We start from the raw sequence: 18,917 nt of genomic DNA, 5'->3' as shown, positions 1-18,917 counted from the left end.
TGCAAGATATAAAATTAGTTCCTCAAAAAAGATCTGTAAATAAACAAAGAAAAATTCACATACAAAGCTGAACTAACATGCCAAACTTTCAACATAACTCTTGGCAAAATTTGAATCCCACTCATCCCAATACCTTCAAGACTTGAGTAATATTCTTGAAATTCTTCAGAATGCTTAATTTCATTAAGTACAGAGATAAGCTTTTCTTTATAAGCCTTATAAACAAGCCGATCCCTAATGTGTGAACTTACAATATAAATCTGCTTAAAAGAAATATAATAATAAAACTGTAAATAAAACTTTTTATAAAGCTCAAAATACTTCTCAAAAATTCCTTCATCCCTTAGCAAATTCTCTACCACCTTAAGAGGTAAATCAATTTTACTTATCACACTAATTGACGAACTAGCACTACCCATACGCTGAAAGTTAGTATAAAAATAATTATTTACAAAAGAAACTCTACCTGCTTTTAAAAAAACATGAATCAAAAAAACTATGTCTTCTAATATTACATTATGTAGTCTAATATTATGACTTAAAACAAAATCTCTTCTAATGAGCTTATCCCACAATGTACCCACAACAAAATTTCTCTTGCAAAAGCTAGCAAAAACAGTTAATAATAAATTCTCAAAGGCTTCTTTCCCAGTTATTGGATAATTGGGAAAAGGAAGCAAAGATTTTCTTCTTATACTTCTTGCAAGAAAATAAATATAAAACTGAGAACAAACAATATCTGAATTATCAGCTTTTGCTCTATTATATAGTACCTCGAGCATAGTGCTCTCAACAGAATCATCACCATCCCAATAAACTATATACTCGCCTTGAGCCATTTCAAGTCCGTTATTTCTAGAGACAGCTATTCCCATATTTCTCTGATTAATAATTTTTATAAAATCATATTTATCTGCATACTTTTGAGCTATCTCCAAACTATTATCGTAAGAACCATCATTAATCAGTACAATTTCTTTATCTCTTAATGTTTGATTAATAGCATCCTTTATTATTGATTCAAGAGTCTTATCAGAATTAAAAAAGCAAATAATCACCGATACCTTGTACTTATGCATAACACCCTCCCAAAAAAACACCCACCTAAAAAGTTTGGATATAATAACCTACTATGCTAGATAACATTATTAATTATAATATGCAAACAAGTATTATATATTATTATTAATGATTTTTATTATTTATTAATGATTTTTATTATTTTAAACCTATTTCCCAATACATTAACCTAAATAATACTATATAATACAAATAAAAATCAGAAAGCAAACTAAAAAACGCAAATAATAAGGAGTTTTGATGCTTAAAATAATCAGCCTTGGAGGCGGAATAATTCATCCTGATAAAATCAACATAGAATACATCAAAAATTTCAGAAATCTTATTTTCAAATGGATAAAAGAAAATGACAAAAGAAAAATTATCCTAGTCACAGGTGGAGGCAAGATAGCAAGAGAATATCAAGATGCTTATAAACAAATCAACCCTGAATTTGAAAATTATGAACTTGATGAGATTGGAATAATGGCAACCAAACTCAATGCCAAACTTATTAGCAAATCAATGAAACCATTTTGTATTGATGACATCATTAGCGATCCTACTCAAGATTTTCATTTTAAAGGAAAAATATTAGTTGCTTCAGGATGGAAATCAGGATTCTCAACAGATTACATTGCTGTAAAATTTGCCGAAAAATTCAAATCAGGTGAAATAATTAACTTAACGAATGTAAATCAAGTTTATGATAAAGATCCAAAAAAATTTAATGATGCTAAGGGACTCAGTAATATTACTTGGAATGAATTACAAGATATTGTTGGAAACAGCTGGAAACCTGGATTAAATTCGCCATTTGACCCAATAGCGACCAGCTTAGCACTAAATCTTGGTCTTAGAGCCTATATCTTAAATGGAATTGACCTTAAAAATTTGGAAAAAGTTTTATATAAAAATGATGATTTTTTAGGAACGATTGTAGTAAAATAAAATTTATTGCCGGTATGGCGGAATTGGTAGACGCGTCAGACTCAAAATCTGATGAAGGCAACTTCGTGTCGGTTCGACTCCGACTACCGGTATTTAGTTTCAATATAAAAATTTTTCTTAAGCAAACTTAACCCAAAATACTACAGCTAGACCTTTGATAAATTTAATAGGATCAATAAAATATTGATCCTATTTTAAATACAAACTTAAGCATTAAGCTTCAAGATAGCTTCTTTATAAATCAAAACAAGCTTTAAAAGCTCGCTTTCTTGCATATATTCATTAGTTTGATGAGCTGTACTATCTGAGCCTTTAAACAATGGCCCAAAGGCAACACAATTTGCAAAAGCCCTAGCATAAGTTGCACCACCAATAGCAATAGGCTTAACATCACTTTCTCCTGTAAAATTTTGATAAACTTCAATCAAAGACTTAACAAAATTTGAATCAGAATCAACATAAATAGGATCGAGAAAGGAAATTTCTCGATAATTTAAGCCATATGGATTTAAAGCCTTCTTAATTGAATCTACTAAATCCTCTCTTCTAAAATCTACAGGATGCCTCATATCAAAAGACAAAACTTGACTAGAAGTCTTAGACAAGTTAACTTTTGTCAAACAAAGAGTAAGCTTCCCCGACTTAGAATCTTCCAAAACTTTATCAAACAATTTCTCACCATTAACAGTAAAGCCAATTTTGTCTTCAAAAAAGTTAAGAAAATTAGCTTTCGCGCCAAAAGTCTTCATTATACTGAGTGCATAAGGAGCAACATTAACACCAAGTTCAGGCAATGAAGCATGGGCGGATACACCATGAATTACAACATTATTCTCTGAAAATTTATATCTAATCTTATCACCAAAACTGTCAAGCAAAATTCTAAAGTCATCCTTGTTAGAATCTCCAAGCTCAAAAGAACACTCTTCAGGAATAACATTATATCCAACCCCAAGCGCAAAATCCGTAACAAATTTTTCATCACTAACAACATCAAACTGCAATAGTCCTTTCTCAGCATTAACCACTGGAAAATCAGCATCGGGCGTAAAAGAAAACTTAGGAATCTCTTCCCTAACCTTATACTGCTCAATACAACGCCATAAAGTTTCCTCATCCGTGCCAAAAATCAACCTAAATCTTTTCTTAAAAAAAGTCCCCTCCAAAACTAATAATTGAAAAGCATAAAGAACCGCCATCAAAGGTCCCTTGTCGTCCAGAATACCCCTAGCATATACCTTTCCATCTCTAAAACTAAGTGTAAAAGGATCTGAATCCCAATGAGACACATTTCCAACATCAACAATATCAATGTGCGCCAAAACACCTATAAGCTCATTGCCCTTCCCTATTTCAGCAAAACCATAATATCCAAATTTGTCTTTATAAACTTCAAAACCAATAGTTTTAGCTATCTCTAAAACTTTATCTAAACACAAATCAATTTGTTCCCCAAAAGGCTTATTGGGCAAAGGAGCAGCATTCACACTATTAAACTTTATTAATTTTTCTAAGTCAAAATAAAATTGTTCTTTTAACTGAAAACTCATAAGGCTATACCTCCTATCATAATAAATTAATTATTAACATTTGACACTCTTAAATATAAAATATTAACAACCAATTATACTGAAAAGAAATATGTCTAAAACCTTAAGTGTAATTTTTTAAAAACAAAAAGAGCTAAAATATTTTAGATATTGTTTGCATAAGAGTATCAGGATTAAAAGGCTTAACAAGCCAACCAGTTGCACCAGCCTTACGACCTTCATCAACTTTAGACTGCTCGGACTCCGTAGTTAAAACAAGTATCGGAACAAAACTTCCAAATTCTCTTATCTGCTTAATCACTCCTATTCCATCTAAATTAGGCATATTTATATCCGTAATAATAAGATCAAAATCTTTATCACTCTGTCCAACAGCCTCCTTAAATTTAGATACACCTTCCAGTCCATCTTTTGCCTCAGACACTCCAAAACCATTCTGCTCCAAAATATAAGCAACGCTTTGTCTAATAGCTCTATTGTCATCTATGACTAAAATTCTTTTTTGCATGTGACACTCCTAAATACAAGTAAAAGTATATAAAAATTAAAATAAAATTACACTACCCTCGTCCAATGATTGCACATCTTTTTCATCCTCAATAAGGGATAGCAAATGTTTCTTATGCACAAACAAAGTAAATCTGTTAGCAATTCTGCGAATAAACTCCTTATCTTCAATTGCAACAAAATTAAGGCCGTTCTTCAATAGTTCTAAGTTAAGATTATGATTAATATCGTCCTCCATATTGGTTATAATCTCTTGAATATGTAAAAGACCATTTTTTAAAGCCTTAACATTATAAACTTCTAATTTTATTTCTTCAAATATTTCTAAAAAATCAACCGGAAATATTTCATAAGATAAAATATTGTCAATAGCAATATTTTTTATCTCGAAAATATTACTCCTTATTTCCATGAATAATTTCTTGAACTTATTAAAATAAGTTTTCTCAAGATAAAATCTGTTATCATAATCCTTTACAACTTTTTCAAAGAAAAATATTATCTGGTCTAAAAATTCTCGTCCTTTATTGATATTAAAATCAATATTACTAATAATCTTTGACATCTCAGAAATATTACCTTCCATATCCTCAAGTTCAATTCTCTTTACAACCTCTATTTTAGAAGCGATATTAATATTTTGAAATCTAGAAGAAATATCTGAAATATTTGCAAACATAAACTCTAAAGACTTAACAAGCTTAATCTGTTCATAATAAAGACTTAAAAAGTTAGAATTATTTTTCTCAACATCATCAATTCTTTTAAGCAAATTTGATAAAATCACCGCAAAAGATTCCACAGTTCTTGAAATATCAATATATAAAGAATTATCTGATTTTAAATCATTGATGCTCTGAATAGAAGAAATAGATGCGTCAACAAATCCTTCAAACACAAATAAATTTTCATCCAATTTGTCAATCACATCTCTAATTATCATCTTGGATGATTCTGTAAAAACGGATAAAACTTTCAATTTTTGAAGTTCATTTATATCTCTAAATTTAAAAACGTCAATATTTGAATACATAATATTTAAATGATACAAAGACTGAGTAAGTCTATCTTGAAACTGCAGATAAGAGACAGCATTCACAAACTTAAATTTAAACTCATTAAGTATACCCAATATACCATCATAAAAAGCAATAACTTCTCCAATCTCTCCTGAGAATTCATCTATATTTTTAATTAAATTGCCTTTAAATTCTTCAAGAATTTTATTCTCAGCTGTATTATTTTCAAGCACTTGATCCTTAGCACGATCAAGTCCAACCTTAACATCTCTACCCCTACTAGTAAGCTGATCTGCTTGCTTAATCATAGATTGAGTCAAAATCTTAATCTCATTTGTAATATAAGAAAACGCTCCCCCTGCCCGTCCAGCCCTCATGGCAACAGTTAATGTATTAATTGACATTATTTCCATATCAAGAGAGCTCTTCTTCATCCTTTCAATAACATCTTCAAGTATCTCAATATCCTTAACCTTATCTCTTATTGTGCCAAACTGAATCTCAAGTGAATCTGTTGAAGAATTAAAATAAGAGACAAAATCATTTAATACTCTTATTACTTTATAGATAAAATTATTTAAAGAATAATCATTGTCAATGTCAAGGTCAGAAATAAAACCAATATTAAAAGACAAATCTTTAATATCTTTTGAAAGTTTCTCTATTATTTTAGGAATTGCTTTACTTAAGTTGGAATAAATCTGTCTTGAACGAGTATCAAAAGTTTCAAGCTCAGTAAACAATTTATCAATATGCAAGTTAATATCCAAAGGTTTATCATTATCTCTCATTAAGACCTCCTCAGAATATATTCAGGTATTTTATTTAAAGGAAGAATCTTATCTACAGCACCTATTTTTATTGCTTCCATAGGCATACCAAATACCACAGATGTTTGTTGATCCTGAGCAATATTATACGAACCATTCTTCTTCATCTCAAGCATACAAACAGCCCCATCATCTCCCATTCCTGTAAGCATAACACCAATAGCATTCTCTCCAGCATACATAGCAGCAGAACGAAACAATACATTAACAGAAGGCTTATGTCTACTAACTAAAGGACCATCTAATAAATTCACAAAATAGCTTCCATTAGCATATTTGACAACTAAATGATAATTACCATTGGCAATGATTACAAGACCTGTCCTTAAAACATCGCCATCCTCAGCCTCTTTCACATCAACCTCAAGCTCATTATTTAAACTTCTTGCAAAAGATGTTGTAAATCCTCCTGGCATATGTTGGACAATGACAATTGGAGGAGAATCTTTCCTAAAAAACTTTAAAAAAACTCTTAAAGCTTCAGTACCACCCGTTGAAGATCCAACAAAAATCACTTTTCCAGTTTTTTGTCTATTAATGACTCCCTGATATTTTATAACAATATCAGGATCATTCTTAGGAGCAACATTAATAATATCTGCAACTTTATAACTCTTTGTTACACTAGAAATATCTACATTAGATTTTCTAGTCTCAAACTTATCCGAAGATTCAGGAGCTTTAATCCTTTTAACATCAAAAGAAGTAATAAGTTTATTGCTCGCAACTTTCCTTACCTCAGATTTTATTAAACTTAAATATTCACTTCTAAATAAATTAATTGTAAGCCTAAAGTTAAGTTTATTTATTACTAACTTAATTTTATCTTTCTTAGCTTCAAGAAATCCAAAGTTTGGAGAAATCTCATCCTCTGCTATAAAGACAACAGGAAGTGAAATATTATTAAGAACATTATTAAGAGCACTTCCAAAATTAGACCTAGCTGTATTCTCGTCAATAATAACCAAATCGGGAAATTTCTGTAAAAACACATTAATAAGGTTTAAAGAATTAGAACCCGGATTTAATATCTCAACATCCACATCTCTATTAAAAGCCCTAACAAAAACCTGTCTTATAAGACCTTGAATATCAACTATCAATATTTTCATTATTATCTTTTAATACTTACCTCTACCTTATAAAAACAAAAATACATGTTAAAGAATTTTCTATCTTATCATTTTAGTTATTGTATCAATATCAATAACTAACGCCAGACTCCCATCTCCAAGTATTGTAGCTCCAGAAACTCCCTCTACCTTAGAATAAATTTTACCTAAAGCCTTAATAACAGTTTGATGCTGACCTAACACCTCATCAACTACAATCCCTATTTTGCCACTATTTGTATTAACAACAACAACATGCTCATTGTCATTTTGTTCATTAGAAATTTCAAAAAACTCTCGAAGGCGTATAAAGCTAATCATGCTTCCTCTATAATTCATAACATTATTGCTACCGTCAAGTCCATACCTTTTAGAAATCAACTTATCAGCCTCAAGACAAGACTCAACACTAGAAAGAGGAACAATAAAATGCTCATTCATAACCCTTACCAGCCAACCTTCAATAATTGCCAAAGTCAAAGGAAAAATTAACTTTGTCCTAGTATATTTTCCAAGCTCACTCTCAAGAATAACATTGCCCCTAAGAGATTCCACTTGCTTCCTAACAACATCCATTCCAACACCGCGCCCTGATATATTAGTGATAACACTAGCTGTTGAAAATCCAAGCTCAAAAATTAAATTATAAACATCCGCATCGGATAAAGTCTTTGAAACAGCCTCCGATATTATATTTTTCTCCACAGCCTTCTTAATTATCTTATTCCTATTAAGTCCTCTACCATCATCCTCAATAATAACAATAACAGAATCCCCCGATTGGTGGGCAGAAAGCTTAATTACACCCTTAGGATCCTTTCCAACCCTAACTCGCTCATCAACTGACTCAATTCCATGGTCAATTGAGTTTCTGATTAAATGCACCAAAGGTTCATTTAGCTTCTCGATAATACTCTTGTCAAGTACAGTGTCGCCACCTTGAGTATGATAAAGAATTGATTTACCCAACTGAGCAGATAAATCCTTCACTATTCTTTGAAATTTTACAAATAAAATTTCAATAGGAACTGTTCGAAGTCCTGTAGTATAATCTCTAAGCTCATTAATAAGCAACGAAAATTCAGCTGAAATCGAATTTAAAACACTACTATTTCTATTCTCAGATTCCTTTGAAAGCTTAGACTGGATTGTAACAAGCTCGCCAACAAGATTTACTAAGTGATCTAACTTCTTCGAATCAACCCTAATGCTTGCAATATTAACCTTGCTCTTAGCTGTAGCATCATGTAAATTAAAATTTGCCCCATCGCCCTTAGAAGTCATCCTACTGTCTGCTTCTTTAGATAAAGATTCCTTTTCCTTAAAAGATACTCTCTCATCGTCCTTATCTTCATTGCCCCCCAAGGAGTCAAGCTCAAAATCCTCTGGTATTTCATAATCTACATTAACTTCTTCAACGCTTACCTTAGACTGTTCATCTAGAAACATAAAAATATCCTCTATAGAAGTTTTACTCTCTTCTGTCTCTAGCTTTATTTCCCATCCAACATAAACGTTATCAGGAGATATTAACTCTAAATCAGGAATATTGCTTACTCTAGCTTTAATTTGTCCACTTCCCAAGTTTAATAATTTTTTTAGCAAATTGATTGGTTTGTGCCCATGGAATAAAATTCCCCTTGCAGGTGAGAAAAGAATTTTATAGACCTTAGTTGCAATATGCAAAGCTTCATCTGCAAACCCATCTTCCCCCTCCGATGAATCTACTACAGGATTCTGAGACTGTAAAGTTTCAGATGATTCTATCCGAGATTTCTCATCAAAACTTAAAGTTGAACCACCACTAAGCTCAATATCAGAAACAAATCCCAATCCTTGTTTAATTGTATCTACTAAAATTTTCTCACGGTTCTTAAATTCAGACTCATCGACAGCCTCATCGCCTTCAATAAGTTCACGAATAAAATCAACTGCCATTAATGTAGCGTCAACAGTAGCCTGACTAAACTCGTCAAGACCTTCCTTTATAGAATCAAGCACAGTTTCTATTTCATGAACAAGAGAAGCTGTAAAATTAAAACCAAACATTCCAGCACTACCCTTTATTGTATGAAAATTCCTAAAAATAGAATTAATAACCTCTTGATCTGATTCAAACTCAATATTTAAAAGTGCCTGCTCAATATCTGAAATATTCTCTATCGACTCTTCTTTAAAAGAATCTTTAAATTTATCAATCATATCGCTACTATTCATAAATTTTCCTTAAAATACATAAACCTAAAATTCAATCAAACTAAGTCCTAAATCCAAGTGGTCAATATCTTCAATGTCATTTAAAAATCCACCATGTAGCAATGAACTTAAAACTTCATCAGATGGATATCCTATCTTTACAAACAAATTCTTATTCCTAGCATATTTATTGGACGCATACAAAATTTGTATAAAAGTAATATCTATTTTTTCCACACTTGAAAGATCGATAGTAAGAGCATCACCTTCTTTCATCTCTTTGAAAATATTTAAAAGATCTTCCTTAACTTTGAAAATGCTGTTTATTACAAGTTCTCCTTCTGGCTTATAAATCATAATTCTTGAAACTCCTAGTTCTTACTATTAGGGTCATGTATTGTAGTATTTCTAAATTTGGAAAGCTCTTTAACATCAAATAAATTGTCTATATCAAGGATAATAATAAATCGATTATTACTCTTGCCAATGCCTGAGATAAATCTTGAATTGAACCCCGCACCAATCTTTGGAGCATCATCAATATTAGATGGATCTAATTCAAGAACTTCATTAACACAATCTACCAAAATTCCAAGATTAAATTCATCTCCTTCATATGTTAGACTTAATATAATGATGTTTGAAACATCCACTTCCTTGGTTTTCTTAATTTCATCATAATTAACTTTGCGAGCTTCCATGCCAAATTGTCGTCTTATGTCAATTATTGGAACTATTTTGCCTCGATTGTTAATAATCCCTGCCATATAATCAGGAGTTCTTGGTATTTTTGATATTTGAGTATATTCCAATACTTCAACCACATACCTAACCTCGATAGCATAAAGTTCATCCAAACTAAACAAAAGATACTGACTTAATGTATCTTGTATATCGGTTTCTAATTCCATAAATGCCTCTTAATAATATAACTAATCATTAAATAAAGCGTAATAAAGTGAATTATTACACCTCACATTATTTTACATACTATTAAATACCAATTATAAATCAAAAATTTAAATACTAAATGAATATAAAATATTGTTCATAATATACATAAAAGCTAATATAATTAAGGATAAAAATATAAATGCCGATAAAAACTGCTATGCAGCATAACATCTTTAATCCTTGTTTATAACAAACATATATCCGCAAAAAAACTTTAAAAACCTAATTCAAACAAGTCTATAATGAAAATAAGAATGGAATTTAATACAAAACAATCTGATAAAAATCATAAATATTAATTTCTAAATGAATATCAAAACTACCCCATAAATTCTTACTGGTCAAACACCTAGCAAAAGATTTTTTTCAATAAAGAGAAATTTATTGTAGGAATCTAAGGCTGGATTAAGCCATAATATTACCCAAAAGTACTTCTCTATCACAAATCCATTGGATTTGTTTTATATATAATTATATATTATAATCATATTTATAATATATAATTAAGGAGAAAAATTATGACAAAAAGGATTATGCTTGCCTCAATACTTATACTACTTGCAACATATACTTTTGCAGATTCAACATCAACAGCAAGGGGTAAATTTGGAGCAGGGCTTTTATTGCCATTTCCAATTGCATTAGAATTGAGTATTGGTAATGTTGATATAGATTTTGGTCTTTATGCTGGTTCAAATAACCTATTTAGGGATTGGAAAACTTTATTTCTTGCACTAGACTACATTTTCTATACATTTACTTTTTCAGGAGCAGCTAATATACTAGATTTTGCTGTTGGGGGTGGTGCTTATGGAACAATATGGTTCTCAAGGTGGGGAAGTAATCAAGCAAATCATGGGCCAATGAGTTTGGGGGCCAGATTACCACTGATTTTAAATCTTGCAGTAGTTAGAAAAAAATTCGACGTATTTTTAAAAGTAGCACCTGGTCTTGGACTAAATATTTGGAGCAAAGGTGTTGGGTTCAGATGGGAAGTATTTGCAGGACTTGGTCTTAGAGTCTGGTTTGCATAAAAACTTGTATATAAAGAAAAGGAGCAATAACCTACTTCTTTTCTTTACATAAAACAACAAAGCTTTAATATTAAACAATCTCAACACTGTTCTCATCTAAAAATTAATTAATTAAAATAACGTCGTATAAATAAAATTCATTGCTGACATACTTTATTATACAGCTCTAAGAGAACTAAAATCGTGATAATTATTAAGCACTAAGCATTCCTTATAATATTTTTAGAAATATTATAAATATTAAATTTACTGAAATTTTAAAATAAGCATTTTGTTAAAAATTGCTTGCAACTACTTATTTACGTTTACAAGCAATTAAGTATATACTAATAATTAAGAGAAGTATCTATCTTAAAGGAAAAGCATGAAAACATTTATATTAATTCCAATCTTATTACTAAGCATTTCTTTTAATATTTCAGCAAACGATGTGTATCCAAATCGAGGTTTCTTTGGAATAGGGATTCTGGGTCCATTTCCAAGCACATTCCAACTAAATTTTGGTCAAAAAATCGAAGTAGAAATTGGAATTTACAATGGCTTAAAAAACTTATTTAAAAATTTTGATACAATGTTTGCTTCTTTAGATTTCATTATATCCACATTTAATTTCTCTGAAGAATCGCATATGATAGATATGTCAATTGGAATTGGTCTTTATGGGTTATGGTGGATATCAGAATGGGAAAATACTCATAGAATTTACAATTCGATGAATATTGGAGGAAGATTATCCTTCATACTAAATTTTGCAATTGTCAAAAGAAGCTTTGACATATTCTTAAAAGCAGGACCTGGTATCAATATTTGGGGTGGTGGTGGCAATTTGGCTCAAAGATGGGAGATCTTTGCAGGACTTGGCCTTAGGGTCTGGTTTATATAAAACCAAATAATTCGCAAACATGACAGCTACAAACTAATTTTAATATCATCTAAAAATTTCTCAATCTCTTATATCCCCTTTGAAATATCACTTAAAGTAGCTGAATGCATAATCCTAAAAATCTACTTAATCATTAAATTCAATTATATAATATAATATAAAAATGATATTGTTGGAGGTTTAATGCAAAAGTTAATACTAATAATGGCGCTACTACTAATCATATGGACTAGTGCATTTGCTAGAAGTTCATACTTAAACAGAGGCGTGGGATTTGGAGGAAGTATTGGAAATCCCATTTTTAATTATATTGTGTCATTTCCATTCATTGATCTTGAAATAGGCTATGGTGGAACTAACGGCATAAATTTATCTGGACTCAAAATTAAATCAAAAAAATATGATTTTAATGTATTTCTACTCGCCGCTTTAGATTTAATCTTCACAATACCCGTAATAGAAAGGTTATCTATTGGAATGGGAATTGGGGGAAGTATACACATGTCATCTCACAAATCAGATCTCATAAATATGCAAATAGGATTTGGATTAAGAATGCCAATAACAATGTTCTATGACTTAACAGAAAAAGTAGAAATAGGATTTAAAATTGCACCCTCAATAGAATTTGTATCAAACTCAAGATCTCTTGTATACCACCATCTCTACGCAGGATTTAAGACAAACATAGTAGGCGGAATATTCGCCAAATATTATATTTAAAAAATATTCAATTTAAAATTATTCCCAAGTACTATGAAAAAATTCACCTCTTTTTGAATCAAGCCTTTCAAAACTATGTGCACCAAAGAAATCCCTTTGGGCCTGAATTAAATTAGCTGGCAAGTAACTAGTAGAATAAGAATCCAGAAAGGAAAGACTTGCATAAAATGCTGGCAAAGGTATTCCAATCTCGCTAGCTTTTGAAACTATACGTCTTAAAGACTTATGATGTTCTCTTATTATCTCCAAAAAATAATCATCAAAAATCAAATTAATAAGATGAGGATTTTTGTCATATGCTAATTTAATCTTCTGCAAGAAGGCACTTCTAATTATGCAACCCTCTCTCCAAACCAAAGAAATTTTTCCTAAGTTTAAATCCCACTTATAATTAGTGGATGCCATCTTAAGCATCATAAAACCCTGAGCATAAGCTAAGATTTTTGAAACCAAAAGGGCATAATAGAGATCTAGAATCCAATCACTAAGCTCAAATTCAAAAGAATCCACATTCATTTTAAGGATGTCACTAGCAATTATTCTTTCATGCTTCAATCCCGATAAAAACCTTGCGAACACAGATTCAAAGATCAAATTTACCGGCACATTTGATTCAAGAGCCTCAACTGAAGCCCACTTTCCAGTACCCTTTTGATTTGCAACATCTAAAATTTTATCAAGTAAATATTCATTATTTTCCTTATATTTTAGTATTTTAGATGTTATTTCTATCAAATAACTAGATAGCTCCCCTTCGCCCCACTTGTCAAATACTTCAGAAATTCTTAAATTATCCAAATTAAAAGCTCTCTTCATAAAAAAATATGCTTCACTAATAAGTTGCATATCTGCATATTCAATCCCATTGTGAACCATTTTTACATAATGTCCAGCGCCATTTTCACCCATATAAGCAGAACAAATATCTCCTAATTGGGTCTTAGCAGCTATCTTGCTCAAGATAGGCTCAATTAATTCGTAAGCCTTTTGACTCCCACCATACATTAACGAAGCTCCAAATCTTGCACCTTCTTCACCTCCTGAAATCCCAAGTCCAACGAAATAAATATCCCTAGAAAATAATTCCAGCTCTCTCCTCATCGTACTCTTATAATGAGAATTCCCACCATCAATAATAATGTCAAATTTTTCAACCAAAGGTAGAATTTGTTCAACTACCTTGTCTACAGCTGAGCTTGCTACCATCAAAATAATTTTTCTCGGCCTTTTTAAACTTCTAATAAAAGTCTCAATATCTTTAAATCCATTAATCTTTTTATGAGAACTGTTTACAAGAAAGGCCTCTGTTCTCTCACTATCTCTATTATAAACAGAAACATTAAATCCACTATCAGCAATATTTAAGGCTAAATTGCTACCCATAATACCTAGACCATAAACACCAACATCCATTGTATTGTCCTCTATATTAACATTTTATTCTAAACAAACCTACTTTATTCATTATTTTTAGATTATGTTATATTATAAAAAAAGTAAAGATTAAAACATATGAATAATAGGAGAAGCTCAATGAAAAAACAATTTGACACAGAAGTTAATGATTTACTTTACTTAATCATACATTCACTTTATTCTCATAAAGAAATATTTTTACGAGAATTAATATCAAATGCTTCTGATGCCATTGACAAACTTAAATTTTTAAACTTAACAAATGAAAAATTTAAGAATATCAACTTAGATCCAAAAATAGAAATAAGCTTTGATGAGAAAGTTATTAAGATAAAAGACAATGGAATTGGAATGAATGAGGATGACCTAATTAATCATCTTGGCATAATTGCAAAATCAGGAACCAAAGAATTTATAACCAACTTAAAAAAAGATGAGAAAAAGGCTGCAAGTTTAATTGGACAGTTTGGAGTTGGATTTTACAGTGCTTTTATTGTATCGGAAAGAGTTGAGGTTGTAACAAAAAAAGCTTTGGAAAACACTGCCTATATCTGGTCTAGTGATGGCAAAACCGGATATGAAATAGACAAGACAGAAAAAGATGAAATGGGGACTGAAATAACTCTTTATCTTAATGAAGAAGGAATTGAATACGCTAACAAATGGAAAATTCAAGAGATTATAAAAAAATATTCAAACCATATTAATTATCCTATTTTCATTAAATATAAAGAACCTTTAATGAAAGATGGAAAACAGGATGGATTTGAAGAAAAAGAAGACAAATTAAACGACACAACAGCAATTTGGATAAAAAACAAAAATGAAATTACTGATGAAGAGTACAATGAATTTTACAAGAATCTAACTTTTGATTACGAGAATCCATTAATTCATATTCATACAAAAGCTGAAGGCAGTATTGAATATATCAACCTTTTCTACGTCCCGAGCAAAGCACCTTATGATTTATATTACCCAAACCCCAAACCTGGTGTAAAATTATTCATAAATAGAATTTTCATTACAGACTCTGAAGGTAGCTTGCTTCCAAATTACTTAAGATTCATAAAGGGTATAATAGATTGCCAAGACTTACCATTAAATGTAAGTAGAGAAATTCTACAACAAAACAAAATGCTGTCTAAAATCAAATCATCTTCTGTAAAAAAAATACTTAGCGAACTTGAAAAGCTAAGTGAAGCCGACCCTTCCAAGTTCCATGAATTTTCCAAAGAATTCGGACGATGCTTAAAAGAAGGGGTTTATTCTGATTTTGATAACAGAGACAAGCTCATATCCTTAATTAGATTCAAGTCTTCTAATGTAGATGGACTTGTATCTCTAAGAGAATACAAAAATAGAATGATTGAGGAACAAAAAAGCATATACTATATAACCGGAGGGAAAGAAAATATACTGAAAGCCAATCCCATTGTAAATGCTTACAGAGAAAGAGGATATGAAACTCTTATCATGGATGATGAACTTGATGAGGCAATTTTAAATTTCATTACAGAATATGACGGAATAAAACTAAAAGCAATAAATAAAAATGAAACAAGTAACGAACTTAAAGATGAAAATTTCAAAAAAGTGGAAGAAGAATTCAAGGACATTTTATTAAGGGTAAAAGAAATACTTAAAAATGATGTCAAAGATGTTTTACTCTCAGCAACTCTAACTAAAGAACCATCAGCAATAATAATTGACAGTACTGACCCTACTTATCAAATGCAAAGAATTATGATGTCAATGGGTCAAGAGGTCAAAGAAATAAAACCTATTCTAGAACTCAATCCAAACAATAAAATCATTCAAAATTTAAAAACCTTAGATAACGAAAATTTAGAAAAAATAAGCCTAATACTACTTGAAGAGGCTATGATAACTTCAGGCCTACCAAGCAAAAACCCAAGCCAATTTATCAACATTTTAAATGAAATCCTAGAGAAAAATATATAGCATGTATATAACATCAATAAGATCGGAGCCGTATAAACTCCGATCTTATTTTTTAACTCTAAGGACTAAATCTTTGCCTGCCTCAACAGGCTTAGCCTGAGATATTTTATTTCTAATGTCCAACGTCAAAGAAGTAGAAGAAGGTAAAATATATTCAGAACCATCATCAAGCTTCCCAAACACATATTCAATGCTTGAAACCTCATCTGAATTTGCAATAACAACAGGAGTAACCACTGACTCTGCATGAACCTTTAAATACTCAAGGTCAAGCCTAATAATAACATCACCTCGTTTTACGCTCATTCCCTCCTCAGCAACCCTTGTGAATCCTTTTCCATTCAAATTAAGTGTATTAATACCAAAGTGCACAAAAATTTCAACACCTTCTTTAGTCTCAAGACTAAAGGCATGATTGGTTTTGAAAATTTTACCAATATTACCATCACAAGGTGCAACCAACTCACTTCCCGTTGGAACAATAGCAATTCCATCACCAACTATCTTTTCAGCAAAAGCCTCATCTGGAACCTTATCAATGGACACAACCTTTCCACTAATAGGTGCTATTAAATCTAAAGTAGCAACCTTTTTAAAAAAATCTAAAAACCCCATAAATTAATCTCCTATAAATTTATCTAAACATTTCAAAGTCTCTGATTCTAATTTACTATTTAATATCTTATTTGCCAATTCACTTAGCTCAGATATTGTATATTTTTTGAGCAAATACTTAACTCTAAGCGAAGCACTAGGAATCATACTCAAAGATCTAAATCCAAGACCAACAAGAATCAAAGCCCCAGCCTCATCTCCCCCAAGTTCACCACAAACAGACACATCAATACCAGCACTACTCCCAGCATCAAGAATGATCTTAATCAGTCTTAAAACAGCAGGATTATATTTGTCATATAAATTTGATATCTTATCATTACCACGATCCACAGCCAAAGTATACTGAGTTAAATCATTAGTCCCAATACTAAAGAAGCTCAATTTGCTAGCAAGTTCAGAAGCAATTAAAGCTGCTGAAGGTACCTCTATCATACACCCCACTTCCAAACCTTTATCAAAAGGCAAATTTCTAGATTTTAAATTTTCTTTAGCTTTTTCTACAAAATAATTAATTATCTCAATTTCCTCATATCGAGCAAGCATAGGAACCATTATTCTGATCCTACCATAATGACTAGCCCTAAAGATTGCATTAAATTGACTCTGTACCAATTCCTCATAGTCCATATACATTCTAAGAGCACGATATCCCAAAAAAGGATTATCTTCTTTCGGAAAATGGAGATAAGGGATCTCCTTATCTCCTCCAATATCAAGAGTACGAATAGTAACAACACCTTTCTTCTCAATAGTCTCGACGACCTTCTTGTAAGCTTCAAACTGTTCATCCTCTGTTGGTGGCTTCACAGATTCCATATATAAAAACTCTGTCCTAAAAAGCCCTATTCCCTCAAGCCCATATTTATTAACATAATAAATATCCGCAGGAGTCCCAATATTAGCTTTTAGCGATATTAGAATACCGTCCTTAGTCTTTGCATCCTGATTCTTTAATGAGAAAAGCTCTTTTTCAATCTCATTATGTTTCAATATCTTATTTGAATATTTATTAAGTTCACTGGATGAAGGATCAATAATAACTACCGAAGAAAGTCCATCAATTATCAATTTATCACCATCCTTAATATTATCAATATCCAAAGGAGCCATAACAAGAGCTGGAAGTCCCATTGTCCTTGCCAATATGGCAGCATGAGAAGTTTCGCCACCAACTGTAGTTAAAAACCCTTTAACATAACTTAAGTCAACCTGCATTGTATCAGAAGGCGTTAATTCTTCAGTAATCAGAACTACATCACTCTTAATTTCAGAAAAATCTGTCAACTGACCTAAAATACTAAAAACAAGCCTATTCCTAATATCCCTAAAATCAGAAACTCTTTCCTTTAAATAAACATCTGTATATTCCTCTACACCTTTAATCAATTCCTCAAAAGATAAATAAACAGCATAAGCAGCACCATAATTCTCATACTTAATAAAATTGAGAACAGAATCTGCAAGTTCATCATCTTCAATAATTAACATCTGCCCTTCGAAAATGCCTTCCTTATCAGCACCAAGCTGATCTACCGCCTTCTTAGTAAGACTTTCAAGTACAGAGATAGCTTTAAGCTTAGCATCATTAAATTTTTTTATCTCCTCATCAATTTGGGAAGAAGTAATTTTTGATTTATTAATCAATTTATCAAAATCTTTCCTAATAAAAAGAGCTTCTCCTATGCCTATTCCTTTAGATATTCTTTTTCCCGATAAAGTCATATCAACCTTCCAAGCCTACTCTTTAAAAGATTCAATGAGTTCGGCAAGCTCATTAGCAGCCCTCTCCTCATCAGCACCATCAGCACAAACTAAAAGCTTCTTACCAACAGATAATTCCAAGGTTTGCAACCGAAACAAACTTTTTCCACTAACAGACTTTCCATCAGCCTCTATAGAGACATCACTAATATACTCCTTAGCCCTTTTTACAAAAGTTGATGCTGGTCTAACATGTAAGCCATTAATAGCTTTAATCGTAGCTTCTTTTTTTACCATAAACTTAAGAACCCCTTATAATGGTTTTTTGATTAACTTATTAATAAATTAACATTATAATACATAAAAGCGAATTGATAAATTAATTCTATTGCTTTTATA

16 protein-coding genes, 1 tRNA gene and 2 pseudogenes are annotated in these 18,917 nt (G+C 31.1%); 6 read left to right on the top strand and 13 right to left on the bottom strand.

Translation table 11 applies throughout. The annotated features are described in order from the left end of the window. Positions 1 to 14: 14 nt before the first annotated feature. Positions 15 to 1,079: a glycosyltransferase family 2 protein gene (locus CR532_RS03005; RefSeq protein WP_108729338.1), complete on the bottom strand. Its 1,065-nt coding sequence runs from the start codon at positions 1,077 to 1,079 to the stop codon at positions 15 to 17. 241 nt (positions 1,080 to 1,320) lie between these two features. Here CR532_RS03005 and pyrH point away from each other — a divergent pair, with 241 nt between their 5' ends. Beyond that, positions 1,321 to 2,010: a UMP kinase gene (pyrH, locus tag CR532_RS03000; protein WP_108729337.1), complete on the top strand. Its 690-nt coding sequence runs from the start codon at positions 1,321 to 1,323 to the stop codon at positions 2,008 to 2,010. An 8-nt stretch (positions 2,011 to 2,018) separates the two neighbouring features. Then, positions 2,019 to 2,102: transfer RNA gene (locus tag CR532_RS02995), tRNA-Leu, on the top strand. 114 nt (positions 2,103 to 2,216) lie between these two features. Here the strand turns inward: CR532_RS02995 and CR532_RS02990 are convergent. The 8 genes and pseudogenes from CR532_RS02990 to CR532_RS02960 all read right to left on the bottom strand — a co-directional run bounded on the left by CR532_RS02990 (position 2,217) and on the right by CR532_RS02960 (position 10,135). Further along, positions 2,217 to 3,560, bottom strand: a complete 1,344-nt coding sequence (locus tag CR532_RS02990; RefSeq protein WP_108729336.1) for a Sapep family Mn(2+)-dependent dipeptidase — start codon at positions 3,558 to 3,560, stop codon at positions 2,217 to 2,219. Between the two features lie 133 nt (positions 3,561 to 3,693). Then, positions 3,694 to 4,068: a response regulator gene (locus CR532_RS02985; RefSeq protein ID WP_108729335.1), complete on the bottom strand. Its 375-nt coding sequence runs from the start codon at positions 4,066 to 4,068 to the stop codon at positions 3,694 to 3,696. A 36-nt stretch (positions 4,069 to 4,104) separates the two neighbouring features. Continuing rightward, positions 4,105 to 5,877 (bottom strand): BB0569 family chemotaxis protein, encoded by a 1,773-nt coding sequence (locus CR532_RS02980; protein WP_108729334.1) that lies wholly within the window; start codon positions 5,875 to 5,877, stop codon positions 4,105 to 4,107. After that, complete coding sequence (locus CR532_RS02975; RefSeq protein ID WP_108729333.1) at positions 5,877 to 7,028, bottom strand: chemotaxis protein CheB; 1,152 nt, start codon at positions 7,026 to 7,028, stop codon at positions 5,877 to 5,879. The genes CR532_RS02980 and CR532_RS02975 overlap by 1 nt, the downstream gene beginning before the upstream one ends. Before the next feature lie 60 nt (positions 7,029 to 7,088). Then, positions 7,089 to 8,285: pseudogene (locus tag CR532_RS05525) on the bottom strand (chemotaxis protein CheA); the annotation flags it as partial. Between the two features lie 161 nt (positions 8,286 to 8,446). Beyond that, positions 8,447 to 9,245: pseudogene (locus tag CR532_RS05520) on the bottom strand (Hpt domain-containing protein); the annotation flags it as partial. Between the two features lie 24 nt (positions 9,246 to 9,269). After that, a complete protein-coding gene (locus CR532_RS02965; RefSeq protein ID WP_108729331.1) occupies positions 9,270 to 9,581 on the bottom strand; it encodes an STAS domain-containing protein in 312 nt (103 codons plus the stop codon). A 14-nt stretch (positions 9,582 to 9,595) separates the two neighbouring features. Further along, positions 9,596 to 10,135 carry a chemotaxis protein CheW gene (locus tag CR532_RS02960; RefSeq protein ID WP_108729330.1) on the bottom strand — a complete coding sequence of 180 codons (540 nt, stop codon included), beginning with the start codon at positions 10,133 to 10,135 and terminating at the stop codon, positions 9,596 to 9,598. A 561-nt stretch (positions 10,136 to 10,696) separates the two neighbouring features. Between CR532_RS02960 and CR532_RS02955 the strand changes: the two genes are divergently transcribed. From CR532_RS02955 to CR532_RS02945, 3 genes are all read left to right on the top strand, one after another. Then, a complete protein-coding gene (locus CR532_RS02955) occupies positions 10,697 to 11,212 on the top strand; it encodes a DUF3996 domain-containing protein (protein ID WP_108729329.1) in 516 nt (171 codons plus the stop codon). 364 nt (positions 11,213 to 11,576) lie between these two features. Further along, entirely contained in the window at positions 11,577 to 12,095 is a 519-nt protein-coding gene (locus tag CR532_RS02950; protein WP_108729328.1) for a BAPKO_0422 family outer member beta-barrel protein, read from the top strand. 183 nt (positions 12,096 to 12,278) lie between these two features. Beyond that, a complete protein-coding gene (locus tag CR532_RS02945; protein ID WP_108729327.1) occupies positions 12,279 to 12,818 on the top strand; it encodes a BAPKO_0422 family outer member beta-barrel protein in 540 nt (179 codons plus the stop codon). Positions 12,819 to 12,836: 18 nt separating this feature from the next. Here CR532_RS02945 and gnd read toward each other — a convergent pair whose 3' ends face one another. Further along, positions 12,837 to 14,231, bottom strand: a complete 1,395-nt coding sequence (gene gnd / locus CR532_RS02940) for a decarboxylating NADP(+)-dependent phosphogluconate dehydrogenase (protein ID WP_108729326.1) — start codon at positions 14,229 to 14,231, stop codon at positions 12,837 to 12,839. A 120-nt stretch (positions 14,232 to 14,351) separates the two neighbouring features. On the opposite strand from gnd, the gene htpG reads away from it, so the two are divergent. Beyond that, positions 14,352 to 16,199 carry a molecular chaperone HtpG gene (htpG, locus tag CR532_RS02935; protein ID WP_108729325.1) on the top strand — a complete coding sequence of 616 codons (1,848 nt, stop codon included), beginning with the start codon at positions 14,352 to 14,354 and terminating at the stop codon, positions 16,197 to 16,199. A gap of 45 nt (positions 16,200 to 16,244) precedes the next feature. Here htpG and crr read toward each other — a convergent pair whose 3' ends face one another. The 3 genes from crr to CR532_RS02920 are packed head-to-tail and all read right to left on the bottom strand — an operon-like array spanning position 16,245 to position 18,815. Further along, complete coding sequence (crr, locus tag CR532_RS02930; protein ID WP_108729324.1) at positions 16,245 to 16,814, bottom strand: PTS glucose transporter subunit IIA; 570 nt, start codon at positions 16,812 to 16,814, stop codon at positions 16,245 to 16,247. A 3-nt stretch (positions 16,815 to 16,817) separates the two neighbouring features. Then, entirely contained in the window at positions 16,818 to 18,539 is a 1,722-nt protein-coding gene (ptsP, locus tag CR532_RS02925) for a phosphoenolpyruvate--protein phosphotransferase (protein WP_108729323.1), read from the bottom strand. Between the two features lie 15 nt (positions 18,540 to 18,554). Further along, positions 18,555 to 18,815 (bottom strand): HPr family phosphocarrier protein, encoded by a 261-nt coding sequence (locus tag CR532_RS02920; RefSeq protein WP_108729322.1) that lies wholly within the window; start codon positions 18,813 to 18,815, stop codon positions 18,555 to 18,557. Positions 18,816 to 18,917: the final 102 nt, after the last annotated feature.

It is taken from the genome of Candidatus Borreliella tachyglossi (genome assembly GCF_003076595.1).
Taxonomy (GTDB): domain Bacteria; phylum Spirochaetota; class Spirochaetia; order Borreliales; family Borreliaceae; genus Borrelia; species Borrelia tachyglossi.
The sequence above is the reverse complement of the archived record's forward strand: the minus strand, read 5'-3'. Positions and strand labels throughout refer to the sequence as shown.